This is a genomic window from Candidatus Enterococcus huntleyi (genome assembly GCF_009933175.1).
Classification (GTDB): Bacteria; Bacillota; Bacilli; order Lactobacillales; family Enterococcaceae; genus Enterococcus_K; species Enterococcus_K huntleyi.
Map to the genome: position 1 here is coordinate 114,986 of NZ_MAEJ01000030.1, position 16,548 is coordinate 131,533.

13 protein-coding genes, 2 pseudogenes and 1 other annotated feature are annotated in these 16,548 nt (G+C 37.5%); of the genes and pseudogenes, 12 read left to right on the top strand and 3 right to left on the bottom strand.

The genetic code is table 11. The features are described 5' to 3' along the window. Window positions 1-126 precede the first annotated feature (126 nt). The 5 genes from BAU15_RS13065 (at window position 127) to BAU15_RS13085 (ending at window position 4,733) form a co-directional block, all read left to right on the top strand. On the top strand, window positions 127-879 hold the full coding sequence (locus tag BAU15_RS13065) for a hypothetical protein (protein ID WP_161843180.1): 753 nt from the start codon (window positions 127-129) through the stop codon (window positions 877-879). Between the two features lie 57 nt (window positions 880-936). Further along, complete coding sequence (locus tag BAU15_RS13070; protein WP_161843181.1) at window positions 937-2,049, top strand: coiled-coil domain-containing protein; 1,113 nt, start codon at window positions 937-939, stop codon at window positions 2,047-2,049. A gap of 27 nt (window positions 2,050-2,076) precedes the next feature. Further along, window positions 2,077-3,015: a coiled-coil domain-containing protein gene (locus tag BAU15_RS13075; protein WP_161843182.1), complete on the top strand. Its 939-nt coding sequence runs from the start codon at window positions 2,077-2,079 to the stop codon at window positions 3,013-3,015. Window positions 3,016-3,438: 423 nt separating this feature from the next. After that, window positions 3,439-4,197 carry a hypothetical protein gene (locus BAU15_RS13080; protein ID WP_161843183.1) on the top strand — a complete coding sequence of 253 codons (759 nt, stop codon included), beginning with the start codon at window positions 3,439-3,441 and terminating at the stop codon, window positions 4,195-4,197. Then, window positions 4,194-4,733: a TetR family transcriptional regulator gene (locus BAU15_RS13085; protein ID WP_161843184.1), complete on the top strand. Its 540-nt coding sequence runs from the start codon at window positions 4,194-4,196 to the stop codon at window positions 4,731-4,733. Before BAU15_RS13080 ends, BAU15_RS13085 begins: the two co-directional genes overlap by 4 nt. A gap of 191 nt (window positions 4,734-4,924) precedes the next feature. Here the strand turns inward: BAU15_RS13085 and BAU15_RS13090 are convergent, their stop codons facing one another. Then, the gene (locus BAU15_RS13090; protein WP_161843185.1) at window positions 4,925-6,406 is read right to left on the bottom strand and encodes an ArnT family glycosyltransferase; all 1,482 of its coding nucleotides are present in this window, start codon (window positions 6,404-6,406) and stop codon (window positions 4,925-4,927) included. Window positions 6,407-6,654: 248 nt separating this feature from the next. Continuing rightward, window positions 6,655-6,888 (top strand) — a binding site (T-box leader). Between the two features lie 171 nt (window positions 6,889-7,059). Here BAU15_RS13090 and BAU15_RS13095 point away from each other — a divergent pair. The 6 genes and pseudogenes from BAU15_RS13095 to BAU15_RS13115 all read left to right on the top strand — a co-directional run bounded on the left by BAU15_RS13095 (window position 7,060) and on the right by BAU15_RS13115 (window position 11,935). Beyond that, window positions 7,060-7,701 carry an amino acid ABC transporter permease gene (locus tag BAU15_RS13095; RefSeq protein WP_161843186.1) on the top strand — a complete coding sequence of 214 codons (642 nt, stop codon included), beginning with the start codon at window positions 7,060-7,062 and terminating at the stop codon, window positions 7,699-7,701. A 12-nt stretch (window positions 7,702-7,713) separates the two neighbouring features. Next, complete coding sequence (locus BAU15_RS13100) at window positions 7,714-8,346, top strand: amino acid ABC transporter ATP-binding protein (RefSeq protein ID WP_161843187.1); 633 nt, start codon at window positions 7,714-7,716, stop codon at window positions 8,344-8,346. Window positions 8,347-8,373: 27 nt separating this feature from the next. Further along, a complete protein-coding gene (locus BAU15_RS13105; RefSeq protein ID WP_161843188.1) occupies window positions 8,374-9,210 on the top strand; it encodes an amino acid ABC transporter substrate-binding protein in 837 nt (278 codons plus the stop codon). A 231-nt stretch (window positions 9,211-9,441) separates the two neighbouring features. Then, a complete protein-coding gene (locus tag BAU15_RS15620) occupies window positions 9,442-9,597 on the top strand; it encodes a hypothetical protein (protein WP_202622741.1) in 156 nt (51 codons plus the stop codon). A gap of 87 nt (window positions 9,598-9,684) precedes the next feature. Continuing rightward, window positions 9,685-10,245: pseudogene (locus BAU15_RS13110) on the top strand (RNA 2'-phosphotransferase). A gap of 352 nt (window positions 10,246-10,597) precedes the next feature. Further along, entirely contained in the window at window positions 10,598-11,935 is a 1,338-nt protein-coding gene (locus BAU15_RS13115) for a DUF6287 domain-containing protein (RefSeq protein ID WP_161843189.1), read from the top strand. Window positions 11,936-12,684: 749 nt separating this feature from the next. On the opposite strand, the gene BAU15_RS13120 is transcribed toward BAU15_RS13115, so the two are convergent. Both BAU15_RS13120 and tnpA read right to left on the bottom strand, forming a co-directional pair. Beyond that, on the bottom strand, window positions 12,685-13,803 hold the full coding sequence (locus tag BAU15_RS13120) for an RNA-guided endonuclease TnpB family protein (RefSeq protein WP_161843190.1): 1,119 nt from the start codon (window positions 13,801-13,803) through the stop codon (window positions 12,685-12,687). A gap of 23 nt (window positions 13,804-13,826) precedes the next feature. After that, a pseudogene (gene tnpA, locus BAU15_RS13125) lies at window positions 13,827-14,033 on the bottom strand (IS200/IS605 family transposase); the annotation flags it as partial. Between the two features lie 849 nt (window positions 14,034-14,882). On the opposite strand from tnpA, the gene BAU15_RS13130 reads away from it, so the two are divergent. Further along, window positions 14,883-16,319 (top strand): glycoside hydrolase family 1 protein, encoded by a 1,437-nt coding sequence (locus BAU15_RS13130; RefSeq protein ID WP_161843191.1) that lies wholly within the window; start codon window positions 14,883-14,885, stop codon window positions 16,317-16,319. Window positions 16,320-16,548 lie beyond the last annotated feature (229 nt).

Here is a 16,548-nt window from a genome sequence, read left to right on the forward strand (position 1 = left end):
CGTTAAAATGTGTCTTTGGTATCCAAAGATCGAACAGAAAATAAGGGAACAGACTAGTCAGAGGGTGGCTGATTCGTTCACCGAAAACTAGAGAATTAGATGGACAAATAGATAGGAGGCAAAAAAATGCTTGTGCTTTTTTCCTGGATTGGGGGCATTTTTTTAGTGATTTTGACAGGATTGCTAGGCTATCGAGCAATTGTCAGGTTTCAATTGAAACAGCTGGCAGTGGACGATGTAGCATCAGTTCCTGCAAAAAAGAAGTTAATGTATATCAAGCAACGAGAGAATGAAAAACACATCCATTACCTGATTTTTTGGGGATTAGGCATGACTTTTTTCCTCTTTTGCCTGTTCTATTATACGTTGACTATTCAACAAAAAAACACAGAGATTACCCAACAATTGACTCGAGCAAGTGAAGAGTTAATGACCTTAAAAACAGAACAAAAAATCTTCATCCAACAAACACCTTTACTTGAGTATCCTGAAAAAGGGTTAGGTCTAGCCAACGAAGGCTGGGAGACGTTGGTGAAGGAAAAGGATAATCGTAAATTGCAAGGGGAAATGGAACAGACCTTGTCCCAAAAAATCGCACCGTATATCGGCTTATCAACCGTTTTAATTACAGTAGAAGCAGCAACCGATACGATTTATCTCTCGATTCAAAACGAAGAACGTGGTGGTATCGAGATGGATAAATTAGTGACGAAAATGCTGGATGAACTGACCGCAGTGAAAGAGCTGAAGGAAGTTACTTTCCAAACGGTATTACGGGCAGATGGGAAAACCCAAGAAACCGAACAGTGGCAATACACACGAACAGGGACTGAGGACTTCCAGTTAGTCTCTGGAAAAGAGAATGATGAAGAAAACTAGTTAAAACAGCTAGAAATAATTAGTAATAAAATAACTGATGGAAAGAAGGAACGACGAATGGCGGAAAAGAAGCGTGAAGGATGGTTTTTCACGAAAAATATTTTAGACGAAATTAATGAGTTGTCTGATGCCGATTTCCTGGATGAAAAAGATGGAGTGGAAGAAGCTGAAAGCAAAGAAGACAAGAGTGAAAAACAGAAGCTTGTAATCAATGAAGATAAAGTCATTCCAATTAATCGAGAAACAGATTTTGTGATGTTGACCGAGACTGAAGAAAAACAAGAAGCCCTGAATCAAGAATTAGCGCGTTTACGTTCAGAGTTAAGAAAGATGAAGGAAGATGCAATGAAAGATCCAACAGTTTCCTTAGATACCTTGGTAGCAACACAACAAGACTACGAGAGTAAACTGACAGAATTAAAAGAAGAAAATCGTTTATTGCAAGAAAGTAAACGGAATTACATGGCGCGCGAAGAGCAATTGTTAGGTCAAATAAAAGAAGCTCAAACTACCTATGAAGAACTGAAACAAAAAGTGCCTGCTTTATCTGCGCAACTAGAAGTGAAAGAGGCAAATCATGAAAATCTAGCAAGCAAATTGAAAGAAGTGGAAGCGGAACTAGTAGCAACACAAAAAGTTGTAACTGAAAAAGAGCAGTTATTGGCACAAAAGGAAGAAGAAAAAGAATCACTCCATGAAGGGTTACAGGCGACGCATGATGAATTTGCACACTTAAGTTGCCAACTGAAAGAAGAACAAGAACAAGTGGCGCAACTGAAAGATGCATTAGCTCAACAAGCGAGTCAAATTGAGGGATATCATGAACAAGAAGCGAGAAGTAGTAAGAATCAAGAGCGCTATCTTCAGTTAGAGCGTCAGGTGGAAGAGTTAATCAAAGTTAATGACGCGCTGAACAATGAGTTAAATCAAGCAAAACAAGGGATTGGTGAAGTCTTAATTGTCGCTAAGAAACAAGCACAAAAATTTGTCGATGATGCAAAATTAGAAGCGAATCAGATGATTCGTGCGGCAAAAATTGAAGCAGAACAGATTTCTAGTCAAGCCAAACAAATTTCTTATGAAATCAGAGAGTCTCGTCAGACAGTCTCAGAAATCTACGATGTGTTAGAGAAGAAAGTCAGTCAACTTTTTGATCCAAAAGAAAGCTAAAGAGTAATTGAGAAAGGGCGTTTATGTATGGAAAAAAAGAAAGATGGCTGGTTTTTTAATAAAAACATCATCGAAGAAATCAATGAATTACCGGATGAACTGTTTATAGAAGAAGTTCCTGAAGAAAAAGAGAATCCGGAAGAGACATCAAAATTGGCAGGTTTACAAGAAGCGCTGTTAGAAACGAAGACTGAAAAAAAGAAATTGGAAGCGCAAGTTGCTGAATTAATCAACGAGAAGACAGCACTAAAAACCGCGTTGGAAGAAGCAAAAAATGGCTCAGATACTGGATTGGCTACACTTAAAATCAACTATGAAAAGTTGGGTTCTGACTACGAAGAGGAAAAAAAGGCAAAAGAAAAAGTCTTACACCAATTGTCGCAATACAAACGATTGATTGAAGAGTCAAAGACAGTGATTGAAGAAAAAAACGAGCTTGTCAGAAAAGAACAAATAGAGAAAAAGAAGCTGGCCAAGGCAGTTCAAGAATCTAACCAGGATCGTCAGTTGTACAATGAGCGAATGGAAGCAGCAGATGCACAAATCAAAGAGTGGAAACAACGCTATGAAGAAAAGACGCGGATTTTAGAAGAAACGCGCGCATCAATTTTGGATAGTTCCGATGGGACGAATCAATTAATGAAGGCTGAGAAAGAGATTCAGGAATTGAAAAAACGCAATGAGGAATTACAACTTGAAGTCGGTCATTCTCAACAGGAGATTGGCGAAGTCTTGGTTTCCGCTAAGAAACAAGCAAAACGTACAGTGGAAGAGGCGGAAGCAGATGCTAAACGAATGATGAATTCCGCGGAGATGGCATTAGAGAAAATCAGTCATAAGGTCAAAAAAATATCTGTAGAAGTAAATGAGTCTCGAAAAAATGTCGCAGAAATTTACGATGATCTTCAATTTAAGATTGAGAAGTTGGTTCAAGTTGGTAGCCTAGATAAGGAAGAAATTGATTAGGTCAAAGGGTGAGAAAGTTTAAAATAAGCCCTATAAAGGGACAGATAAGTGATTGTTTCTTTCTGAGTCGGGATAGATAGAGAAACAGGAGAACCCTTGTTTCTGTTTCTCTACACACTAAAATATCATGAAGAAAGTGACCAACACAAAATTTGTGAATTTATCCACCTTTTTCGTAGTAAGTGAGGAATACAAACCATCGAATGAAATGAGTTTACTTGTAAAAGTAGAATAGGACGTTTGAACTTCCCGTAAATAGTTGGATTCGTTGTCTATCTGAGACGTTCAGACGCGAAATGCTGCTTATTAACATCAAGAAGCATTGTTCAGTTGTAGATTAAAAAGCAGACAAGCAGAGAATTTATGAGAACGAATTATTTCAGGTGTTCAAACAAAATGACAAATGATAAAGGATAGCTGGCTATGAAATTATTTAAGAAAAAAAACCTATCTGAAGAACCTATTCAACCGAGTAATTTTCAAAAATCATTCGGGTTACAAATGGGTTTTTGGGATCTCTATTCAAAAATAGATAAAAATAAAGGCGTCAGTATTTCTCGTGATAACGTAAAGAAGATTTATGAGCGGGTACTGGAGTTAGAAAAAATTGACATCCGATTTGACCCGATGAAGGAGTCCTACGATACAACCCTGAAAGTACATATGAAAGAGGGAACCTTAATTATCTATGGCTATTGGCATATGAAAGAAGAGCGGTCAGCAGACAAAATTGTGGGTGCTCGATTCTATAAATATGCGGAGAAAGATAGTTATCACGTGGGACCGAAGCACCAGAAAGTTAATCATACGAGTTATAAGAAGCAAACGGATGAGAAGAACAGTGGGAAATCAATCCAGAGTTCTGAGGAGCAAGTAGCTGTAGATTCTATGAATTCTGTCAAAGCAGAACCTAGTGATGAGCAAGGTCTTCAAAAAGATAGTGAAAAGGCTGAGCAAAAGAATCAGGGAATTCAAGCAGAGAACACTAAGAGGAACACGTTAGGGAAAAAATCTGAAAAAGAATCTGAAAATAAATCAGAAGAAAAACCTGATAATTCCCCTGTGGACAAAAAAACGAGCGAAGCAAACAGCAAAAAGAAAAACAAAAGCGACTTGTTTCGGCGATTGTTAGATGGCATGAATGGATCAACTGGACTGAGGGAGACAAGGAGGAACACATGAGACATCAAAAATATGACGCAGCGTTCATTCTAAAAGGAGCGTACCGTTTGGCATTGAAAAAAGGGGTGGACAGTGTCACGTCGAGAGGCTTGGCGCACGAGTTAGGGATTTCTACACAACCTATTTATCTCTCTTTTCAAAATATTGAAGAAGTAAAAGAGCTATTAAGTGAACAGATTTTTAGGGATATTCAAGGGAAACATTTTCAAGCGATCGAAACAATGCAAGATTTTTTAACGAATTATAGTCGATTTATTCAAGAAGAAAAAGAATTATACTTTGTGCTTACTGCAGATCAACGGATGCAAACACAATCAGAAGTATTCTTATATCGATTTTTTGAAGATTGCTTATCAAAAGAGTATCAGTTAAGGAGTTATGAGAAACAAATCCTCTTTTCACGGATGCAAGGGATGATTTCTGTATTGATTAAATCGGGAGAACTGACTGAAAAAATTCATTTGTTGGAAGAAATGATTCTGTCAGATATCCAACTGATTGTCGATTCACGGCGAACAGTTGCCATGACGAAATGAAGGACGAATCGACAAGTGGATGAGAGACGTAAGGGGCAGGCAGCAGTCGCGGGACCTACTAAGAAAAACTGGGGTCTAAACGTAAAGTCAAATACAAAGAAAAACACAAAAATAAATTGATTAGGAGTATGGTTATGTTAGTGACTATACTCTTAATCAATTTATTGGATTATATATTCTGTGTCAGCTGTTTAAGGTTGATCAGCTTCTTTGGCTAGCTGATCAGAATTCTTACTGCGCAGGGATTGCCAGAGATTGCCTGGTGTGTAGCTTAGCCAGAATCCTGCAGAGAGTAGTGCGACGAATGGCGTAATAAAGTAGCGATAGCGTGTCTGAATCTCAACGATTTGATGGACTAAGGCGTAGCCGAAAATGATAATTAATAGGAGAAAGAGAGCGGCTTTTTTATTACTAGGCTTGAGAATAAAAAAGAATGCGCCTAAAATTAGAAAATAATATTGAATTTTTTGCCCTAGAAAGAGTAAAAGTTTTTTGAGTAAAAAATGTTCTTTAAAATCGGTTGCCCAGGAGATTGAGGAGTCGAAGTCATTCCACATGCGCTTAAATTTCTTGACCATAAGTTTGGCTAAATCACCTGGATTTTTGGTACGCTGATGAATTAATTTTTTTGCTGCAGCGTCACGCTGTACTTGTGTTTCAAGGGTATTTACGGTTTGATAATCTTCGCGATTCCAATGGCCTTCTGTTTCTAAGTTTAAGCCGAGGGCTAATTTCCAATATGGATTGACTGTTGAAATCGGGACTTCTGTGATATCGCTAGCGAGTAAAACTTGATCCGTTAGTTTGCCACTGACAAAGAATGTTAACGGAATGGTTGCTAAGAGTATCAGATAAGTGAGCTTCTTTTTCTGCGAGGGTAATTGGAAAAATAAGCCATACAGCAGAAAGGCAATCAGTAGGATAGAAGCCAGCGGGCGAGTCAGATTGCCAATAAATAATAAGAATCCTACGACTGGAAACCAACGATTATTGCGTAAGAATAGATAGATGGCTGCTAGAAAAATAAATAAGGCGATAATTTGATTGGTTAAGACAGAGGTCAAGACAATATTTGGAATATATAGCGCGACAAACCAGCCAGAGAGTAAGGCCACTTTTTTATCGAAAATTCGCTGGCCAATGATATAGGTCATATAAACGGTGACTGTGCTGACGATGACGTTGATCAATTTTAAACCGATGACGCTAGGGCCAATAATCTTGATTAGGAGTCCTTCATATAGAACAAAGCCTAGCTGATAGGGAGAAACTACAAAGTAACGGCTATCCGTCATAAAGCCAAAATCACCTTCAGAAAAACGTAGGGCTGCTTGATACATCTTTAAAAAATCTTGCTCGGGTTCAGTTTGAACGAGTAGAATCCAAAGTAGTCTTAGTAGAAAGGCGACGCCTAATAACAGGGCTACTGAATGAATTTTTGATCGAAGTTGAATGAGTAGAAAACCGAGTAGCAAGACACCAAGCAGTGTAATCAAAACAAGCAGCACGGAGCCGATAATCGTTAGTTCGAAGGGTAGATAACCTGCATTGAAGTAGAATAGGCTGATGATGGCAATGCCGAGAAAGAACAGTGCGGTAACAGATAATAAAAAGTATTTTGCTAATCGTACAAGAATGGGTGATTCATCTGAGGTTGAAAAAAAGCGATTCATAGTGACAGGCTCCTCACGTAATTAATAGTAATAGCATACCTTACTATTTTGGAATAGGCTACCAAAAATGCTATTGGCTAGTAGTGAGCGGGAATCATTTGTATAAATCAGGAGATCGTCTCTCGAAATAGCTTGTCAAAATGGGATTTGGCTGTAATAAATAAGGGTAAAAATAGAAAAATGAAAAAAAGATGAGAAAAAGTGTTGACAAAGAATCGATAGTAGCGTAAATTAATATACAACTTAACAAATTGACATCGAAAAGACAAGTAACAGACGAAAGCTTAAAGAGAGTCTCTGGTTGGTGGGAAGAGATAGCGGTAGGTTGTGAAACACATCTTGGAGTCGATTTTCTGAAAATAAAAGTAGGGAAATCCGGGAAGCCCGTTACAGCTGCGGTCATTGAATGATGACCAGGTAAGGTTAGCTACTGCAAAGTACTAACGAATAAAAGGTGGAACCACGTGAATAACGTCCTTTAGTCTTCTGACTGAAGGACTTTTTTATTACTCTCCTTTTCCTGGACACACATATTGACTGCTAGAGGTTTTTCTTGCAAGAGAAAAACAAATTGAGGTGGAACCACGTTTGATGACGTCCTCTTGGCTTAGGCTGAGAGGGCGATTTTTGTTTTTTAATAGGAGGAGAAAGAAATGGATTATGTAGTAAATGTTATGCCCCAACTTTTGATAGGATCGTTAACAACGATTAAATTATTCGCGTTTACCTTATTAGGTTCGCTGCCGTTAGGAATTGTCTTGGCTTTATTGTTATCAATTCCGTTTAAGCCGCTAAATTATCTCTTGCAGGCTTATGTCTGGGTTTTACGAGGAACGCCGCTGTTACTGCAATTAATTTTCTTTTTCTATGGTTTACCAAAAGTCGGCATCGTTTTTGATCGATTCGATGCAGCAGTGATTGCCTTTATATTAAATTATGCGGCTTACTTCGCGGAAATCTTTAGGGGTGGCTTACAATCGATTCCAGAGGGCCAATATGAAGCAGCGAAAGTGTTACGCTTACGCCCGATTCAAACGATTCGCAAGATTGTGATTCCGCAAGTTTTCAAAATTGTTTTACCGTCAATTGGGAATGAAGTCATCAACTTGGTGAAGGATTCCTCATTGGTTTACATCTTAGGCTTAGGCGATTTGATGAGAGCGGGTAAAATTGCGATGGAGCGAGATGCGACTTTACTACCATTGTTCGGCGTGGCGCTGATCTATTTATTGATGACCGGAATCTTCACCTTGGTTATGAAGCAAATTGAAAACAAATTAAACTATTATCGCTAGGAGGGATTAGACATGATTGAATTAAAGAATATTAACAAGAAGTTTGGTAGTAAAGAAGTCATTCAAGATTTGAATTTGACGATTCCGGATGGCGAGATTCTAGCAATTGTCGGACCTTCTGGTGGTGGGAAAACCACCTTGCTTCGGACATTGGCAGGGCTAGAAACAGTCGATAGCGGCACGTTCCTTGTAAATGGGACAGCCTTTAATCCAACGGAAACGACGGAGCATGAACAAGTCGTTGGCGTGGTGTTTCAGGATTTCCAATTGTTCCCACATCTGAGTGTCTTTGACAATATTACTTTGGCACCGAAGATGGTTTTGAAACAAACGAAGGAAGAGTATACGGCGAAGGTACAGGAGCTAGCTCAGACGTTGGGCATTAGCGAATTACTAGCGAGTTACCCATTTCAACTATCCGGTGGACAAAAACAGCGGGTAGCGATTGCCAGGGCGCTGGCGATGAATCCTAGTGTACTGGCTTATGATGAGCCGACAAGTGCGTTAGATCCAGAATTGAGACAACAGGTGCAAGGCCTGATTTTATCCTTAAAAAATGAAGGAGTTACCCAGATTGTTGTCACACATGATCTGACTTTTGCCAAAGCGATTGCAGATCAATTGTTAGAAGTTGCACCAAAATAAAAAAAGAAGATAATGGAGGAAACAAAAATGAAAAAATTCGGGATGAGTTTAGTTGTATTGGCAAGTGTTTTAGTATTAGGAGCCTGTGGTGGAGCCAAAGATAAAAAATCTGAGGCAGCAGGAGATTCAAAAGATGCGTGGGCAACGATTGAGAAAAATAAGAAAGTCATCGTAGGATTAGATGATACCTTCGTACCGATGGGCTTCAAGGATGAAGCTGGCGAAATCACTGGTTTTGACGTAGATTTAGCGAATGCGGTCTTTGCGGACTACGATATTGAAGTGGAATTCCAATCGATCGACTGGTCAATGAAGGAAACAGAATTAGACAATGGCACGATTGATTTAATCTGGAATGGCTATTCGGTTAACCCAGCACGTGAGAAAAAAGTCTTGTTTACTGATTCATATATGAAGAATCAACAAGTTTTAGTTGCTGCAAAATCTGATGATATCAAATCATTTAAAGACATGAAGGACAAGAAATTAGGGGCACAGGAAGGCTCTTCTGGCTATGAATCTTTTTCTAACCAACCGGAAGTCTTGAAAGACCTAGTTGCTGACCAAGATGCGGTGTTATATGCGAGCTTTAGTGAAGCCTTCATCGATCTAGAAAGCAAACGAATCGATGGCTTATTGATCGATAAAGTGTATGCAAATTACTACTTGACGCAAAATGGCAAAATTGCTGACTACGAAATTATCGATGGCGAGTACAAAGATGAAGCCTTCGCGGTGGGTGCTAGAAAATCAGATAAAACATTGGTTGACAAAATCAACGAAGAATTCAAAAAATTACAAGAAAATGGCAAGTTCGCTGAAATCTCTGACAAATGGTTTGGGGAAGATGTGACACCGAAATAAAAACTTATCAGGATGTTGGGTGAGAGCTCAACATTAGTAAATAAATCAGAACCAATACGGATGCCAGGAAGCTTTGGATAAGAAGCTTTCTGGCATTTTTTGTCTGAAGCTATATGCCGCATCCGGAATTCCTTCCACCGAAAAGTTTACAGTTTGATCCAAACTATTCAAATCTGCTTTAATTTGATAAACTACTATTATAAAACCAAATAGAGAGATGAGGTAATTAGAATGAAAGTAAAATGGTATAACAAAAAAAGATTTTATGTCCCACTAGCTTTGATTTTAGGAAGTAATGCCTTCATAGTTTCTTTTTTAGGGTTAACAAGAAAAGATAAATTCAACAAAAAATATTATCAGTCAAAAGATGAATCATTAAGTGAATGAACTGTTTTGAGTGCTAATTTTGTCAGAATAAAGGAGCTTTCGAATAAGCTACTAGACGAATAGTTGAACAGAATAAGGGGTAAGGAAATGTCGAATAAAATAAATTATACAAAATTGAGTAAAGAAGTTTCTTATGCATTACGTCATGCACCATGGGAATATGAATTGGAATTAGATAAAAATGGTTGGGTACCGATTGATCAATTGCTACAAGCCTAGCACCAAATTGCTGAATGGCAGTCTGTAGAAGTTAGTGATTTAGAAATGATGATTGAAAAGTCTGAAAAGAAGAGACATGAAATTGAAGGAGATGCTATTAGAGCGTTGTACGGGCACTCCATCCCCATGAAAATAGTGAAGGAGGAAGCAATCCCTCCTAAAATTCTTTATCATGGAACTGCGCATGATTTTTTACCTGAGATTGAGAAACAAGGGTTGTATCCGATGTCTCGACAATATGTTCATTTGTCTGAAGATATAGAGACAGCGAATTTAGTAGGAACAAGAAAAGATAAACAGCCGATTATTTTATCGGTGAATACAGAAAATGCTAGAGCAAAAGGAACAACTTTTTATTTGGGAAATGAGAAGGTTTGGCTAGCAGATAGCATTCCTGCAGAATTTCTTGAAGTATTAGAGGAACAGTAAACGTGAGATTTACTTGATCTTCCGCACCTTTTAAATAGGAACCTTTCGGATGATTTATTTTCCGTGAGGTTCCTATTTTAATTTATTCCCACTAATTCTTTCTATTTATAAGAAGCAAGTCGGCTAGTCAGTAGGATTTTGTAGAGTGGGTCATGTTATATACAAAACAGAGGATTACTTATATAATAATAGTTGTTATTATTAATGGTTGGTAACCTTGAGTAAATAGAGTTACTCAGTTGCTAAGTGATTATTTTAAAAGAAAAAGGAGGGAGATTTCCGCATTTTTATAGGATAATTAATCAGGTTAGATTGAATTTACACCTATAGTTACTGGGGAATCATGAGAAGAATGAAAAAGAAAATTGGTGTAGCGGTTGTAGTAGTTATTGTTTTGGTGGTGGGTGTTTTTGGATACATAAAGTATGACAGTAGCCAGAAAGAAAAGGTGTATAACGCAAAGATTGAAAAGATAATCGCTAAGGTAGAAAAAGAGTCTACAGTGATGTCGGAAGAAAAAGATAGTACTAAAAAATTGGAATTACTAAAAGAGACACAAAAGGCGCTAGATGAATATAAACAAGGTCAGGAAAAAGATAAAGCGGTTATTCGATCGTATGATCAGAGTATCAAATCGACACAAGAGTGGTTTAAAAATGAGAATGATACCATAATTAAAGCCAATACGTCAGAAGAGATAGACAAAGAAAAACAAGATAGTTTGCAGAAAAAAGATCAAGCTTTGACGGATGTTTTACAAACGATTCACGAACAAAAAGAGGTTGTCTATACTGAAAAAGAAATAGAAAATAAAGCAGATGAGATTAATGAGTTAAAAAAGAAATATGAAGATAGAATGAAAGAGTTGGACAAAAAATCTGCTGAAGAAAAAGCCAAGAAAGAAGCAGAAGATAAAGAAAACAAGGAAAAAGAAGAACGCGAGAGTGCGCAGAAAGAAACTTCTGGAATGAATTTAAAAGAAATTGAATCTGGAAATTACTCGAGCGTCAATGGAACATGGAAAAATGGGAATGGCCAAATAATTGAAGTTACTCAAAATACGATTGAAATAGCTGGCATTCATACAGGATCTAATGAGCCTATACCAGCTACCATTAAAGAATTAACAATTGATATTCCTTCTAAAAATGATGCGGAAGGAAACCCTGCTAAACAAGAATGGATAGAAGGGGAAATTGATTCTTATGGTCAGGAACTAACTGGATATTTTTATAGCGGATTTCTTATATTGAGAGGGAACATCCCAATGGCGATGTTATGCGTTTCATTTGTACCAGTGGGTGTCGTCGATGAGTCTCAAGGCTCGGATGTAAATAAAGAGAGAATAGTCGCTGTTATTACCCAAAGTAATCCCACTTCTGTACCAGAAGAGCAGTTTTACTACAGAGTTGACTCAAATGATACAGAGAATGAACCTGTTGAGGCTGAGAAATTAGTCATTACTGAAGAGACTGTTTTAGAATATGCTGAAAACTATGTAAAAGAACATGCGCCAATTTGGGAAGGCTCATTCATATATGAAGGGCAATTACCAGACGGCTCGTTTGATTTATTCTACGATTCAAGAGGAGCCGCTAGAGGAAAATTCATTATCGGTAAAGACGGCCAGGTTACACGACTTGATAGAATGGGAAATGTTTTAAAAAGCATTGAAGAAATGTATAAATAAACTGGGGTACATTTAGACTATATATAAATGAGATTATAAAAAATAAGGGTGCTAGAAAACTTTTAGTGATAAGCTTTCTAGCACCTTTCATTTGTCCAAAAACATTAGTGAAGTAATAAACGTAAATTCGAGAACAGTAAGAGCATTTCGAAATCATGTTTAGAGTCATTGTCTAAGGATTGTCTTAAGATGATGATAGATGAGCGGAAAAGTTTGGTATATTTTATATCTGTAATGAAATGAGTATAATTGATGCGAAGGTTAAAATGATAGATGAGGTTTTAGAAAATACTACTAAGTCATAGGTGGCTGTAGGAATACGCAAAAAATTCTTATTTTGACTAAGTGAGATAAACTTGCTATAATATAAGTGTAGGTAAAAGGTGCTGGTACACCTCTTACAAAATTGTTTCGGCAATGGATTTAGCGTAGCTTAAAGGACTAGTCCTTTAAGTTTTTTATTTTTTCAATAATCGCCAACGATAGATGAACTATCGTTAGGATTAAGATAATGTTTGTTAACACTACCATCCAAAATTCAACCTTACTCATTCCACTGTGATTCATTAGGCTAGGGACATATAAGGGAGTGAAATGTTTCATTTCACAAGATTGTCCTACGCTTACCATTCTACTAGAAGGTCTGGTACAAGTAGAACTGGCATCTCCTTTCAAACCAATGTTCTGACACTCCACACGACTAAAGTCGTGGGGTTCTTAGGTAATACATCCTAACGGATGCAAATTTACTAAGCTATCCCCGAAAGTCCTTCGGTTCTAATGTTTATACTTGCGTTTATATCTCGATCATGATGTGTGCCACAATTACTACAAGTCCATTCACGAATGTCCAACGCTTTCTTGCCATCCTTATGACTACAAGAAGAACATATCTGCGAACTAGGATAGAATCGGTCAATTTTCACTAACTTTCGACCTTTCCATTCACACTTGTAAGCTAATTGTCGTACAAATTCACTCCAAGATACATCGACGATTGATTTAGCTAATTTATGATTTTTAACCATTCCTTTTACATTTAAATCTTCGACACAGATGACTTGGTTTTCGTCAGTTAGGCGTGAAGACAATTTATGTAAAAAGTCACTTCTTTGGTTAGAAATCTTTTCATGAACACGCGCTACTTTCAATTTTTGCTTTTGATAGTTCTTGCATTCATCTAATTTCCGATTGTGCTTTTTAGCTACCTCTAAGCGTCTTGATAGTTTGCGTTGTTCTGCCACTAAACATTTTCCCAGTGAACGATAGAAATTTTTATTATCTATCTTTTCACCTGTGGAGGTTATACAGAAATGAGTAAGCCCTAAATCAAGGCCGATTGTGTCAGTCACTGGTTCTTTTTTAAAATTTTCAGTATCAACTAAAAATGTCGCAAAATACTTCCCAGACTTTGACTGACTAATCGTTACATTCATCAGTTTGCCGTTGAAACGTAATGTCTCAGCCATTTTTACCCAACCAACTTTTGATATGTAAAAGTAATTGTTATTTACTTTCATGCCAGCAGCTGTACGATAAGACTTTTTAGAATACTTCTTACTCTTAAATTTAGGAAAGCCAAAATTAGATTTGAATGTATTGTTGTATGCTTTGTTCAAGTCCATATTCGTTTGGCTTAAGGGTTGTGCTTCAACTTCTTTTAGCCATGCATATTCCTCTAATTTCTTTAACGCAGCATACGTTGTCTTATCTTCTTTATACTCAGCATTTTCTTCCTTCATTTTGTAATTTGTTATGCGTTGGTCTAACAAAAAGTTCCAGTAGAACCGTACACAACCAAATGTTTTCTGAAGTTGAATTTCTTGCCGATGATTCGGGTAAACTCTGATTTTATGTGCCTTTTTCATTTCTGTACACCTCCTTAACGAAATCAATATCTTGTTCTTTGGCTTTCAATATATCGTGTAATTGTAGCGCTAGACACATTGCCTGCGGTTGAAACAAAGTAAGAACGTGTCCAAACACTTGGCATTTTGCTTAAATGTTCAAACTCTTGTCGAATGATCCTCGATGTTTTCCCTTTGATTACCTTCATGATTTCTGAAGGCGAATACGTAGGCTGAACATTGATGAACATTTGTTCACATAGGTGCGCTAATCCCTATACAGTTCTCTTATGAACTTCTTACGCTTTCACGCAAGCACAGACTATATCTTATCCGTTGGCTTTACCCAATACGGCGAAACCACTTCCACACGCTTGTCTATATTTCAAAACAACGTTTTCGTTTCACTCGCTTTAGGGCTTCCCCGCAATTAAATTTCTTCGTTGGAATATACGAGATTCTGTATATTCACTAAGTGCAAGTTACCCTACGCTCTTACAGTTCATTTGTGCGCTATCATCCGCACGGTTAAAACCGTGGTTTTTCTCGCTCACAATTCTATAATTAGTAGTTTGAGAGTGATTCACCAAGACCAATACAATTCTACACTTATATGATAGTAAGTTCTCTACTGACACTAACACACTTGTACTCATATAAATAGCGAACATTCTTCGAAAGTGAAGAATGTTCTTCTTTTTTGGTTGCGCTATCATCATATTGGGAATACTAAAGTGAATCTTATTAGAAATTTAGGAATAATTCGTCAATATTTTGTCTGTTAGCCGCAGGTTTTTCGATTATCGTCACGTGGTGAACTAGATTGTAAGGTAAAGAACATGCTAGGATTAGGCATATTAAACAAATACCTAATTGAATAGTCTAAATCGAAATAAGATAAACATAAAAATCTACAAATAGTTGGTGTTTTCACTCGTAATAGAGAGGGAAAGGCCAACTATTTTTTTGGCAAAATGTTGTATAATTTACTCAGCTTTATAAAGTCTATATTTTTAGGGTAGAATGACTATTATTTTCTTTGAATTGAATGTGGATACATGTTATTCTATATGGGAAATGTAGAAGAGAGGAAGAGATGAATGGAACATAAAAAATTAGCTAGTTTTCCCAAAGATTTCCTATGGGGTTCGGCTTCTGCTGCGTATCAAGTAGAAGGAGCTTGGCAAGAAGATGGCAAAGGCGTTTCTGTATGGGATGAGTTTGTCCGTATTCCTGGGAAAACTTTTAAAGGAACGAATGGCGACTTAGCTGTTGATCATTACCACCGTTTTAAAGAAGATATTGCTTTAATGAAGGAACAAGGTTTGAAAACCTATCGTTTCTCTGTGGCTTGGACACGTATTTTTCCAAATGGCCGTGGCGAAGTTAATCAAAAAGGGTTAGATTTTTATCATGACTTGATTGATGAGTTGATAAAAAATGATATTGAGCCGATGTTGACGTTATATCATTGGGATTTACCACAAGCTTTGCAAGATGAATATGGTGGTTGGGAAGACCGCAAAATTATTGCTGACTTTACTAACTATGCGACGACTTTATTTGAAGAGTTCCGCGGCAAAGTTAAGTATTGGGTTAGTTTGAATGAACAAAATGTCTTCACTTCACTAGGCTACATGTTAGCGGCGCACCCACCAGGAGTTCAAGATCCTAAGCGGATGTATGCAGTTAACCATATTGCTTTTCTAGCGAATGCAACTGTTATTAATAAATTTCACGAGATGGATATGCCAGGAAAGATTGGTCCAAGTTTTGCTTATACACCAAACTATGCCATCGACAGCGATCCTAAAAATGTACTGGCTGCAGAAGATGCAGAAGATTTAAATGCTAACTACTGGATGGACGTCTACATGTGGGGCAAATATCCGATTGCTGCTAGAAATTATTTGATTGAACAAGGTTGGGCACCAACGATTGAAGAGGGTGACCAAGAACTTTTAGAGTCAGCGAAACCTGATTTCTTAGGAATCAATTATTATCAAACAGCGACGAACATGTTCAATCCACTGGATGGTGTCGGCATGGGTAAAATGAATACAACTGGTAAAAAAGGGACTTCTGAAGAAACTGGAACACCAGGAATGTATAAAAAAATTGATAATCCATTTGTTGACCGTACAAACTGGGATTGGGAAATCGATCCTGAAGGGTTGCGGATTGGTTTACGTCGAATTACTAGCCGTTACCGGATGCCAGTTATGATTACTGAAAATGGCTTGGGCGAGTACGATAAGCTGACTGAAAACAATGAAATTCATGACGATTACAGAATTAAATATTTGAGTAGCCACGTCCACGCCATTCGTGAAGCAATCTCTGACGGCGCGACTGTCCTAGGTTACTGCACATGGTCATATACTGACTTATTAAGCTGGCTAAATGGCTACCAAAAACGTTACGGCTTCGTCTACGTTGAGCAAGATGAAACGCAAGAAGGCAGCCTGGCGCGTCATAAAAAAGATAGTTACTATTGGTACCAAGAAGTCATTCGTGAAAACGGTGAAAATAGCTAAGTTTTGCGAAGTCTGTAGAGAGAATCAAAAGGCGCTAGTAAATAGTTTGCATAGATTCTAATAAGGAAAGCCCTGATTCAGTTTTTTACAGCTGAGTCAGGGGCTTTTTTTGTTGAAGTTGGACTTTAGGTAAGAGAAAAATGAAAGAATGGAAAATTTATGAAAACAAAACTTTTGTTCGCCTTCTTTTTTTTGTATAATGGAGAGTGATGAAAAGAGGGGTGGAAAA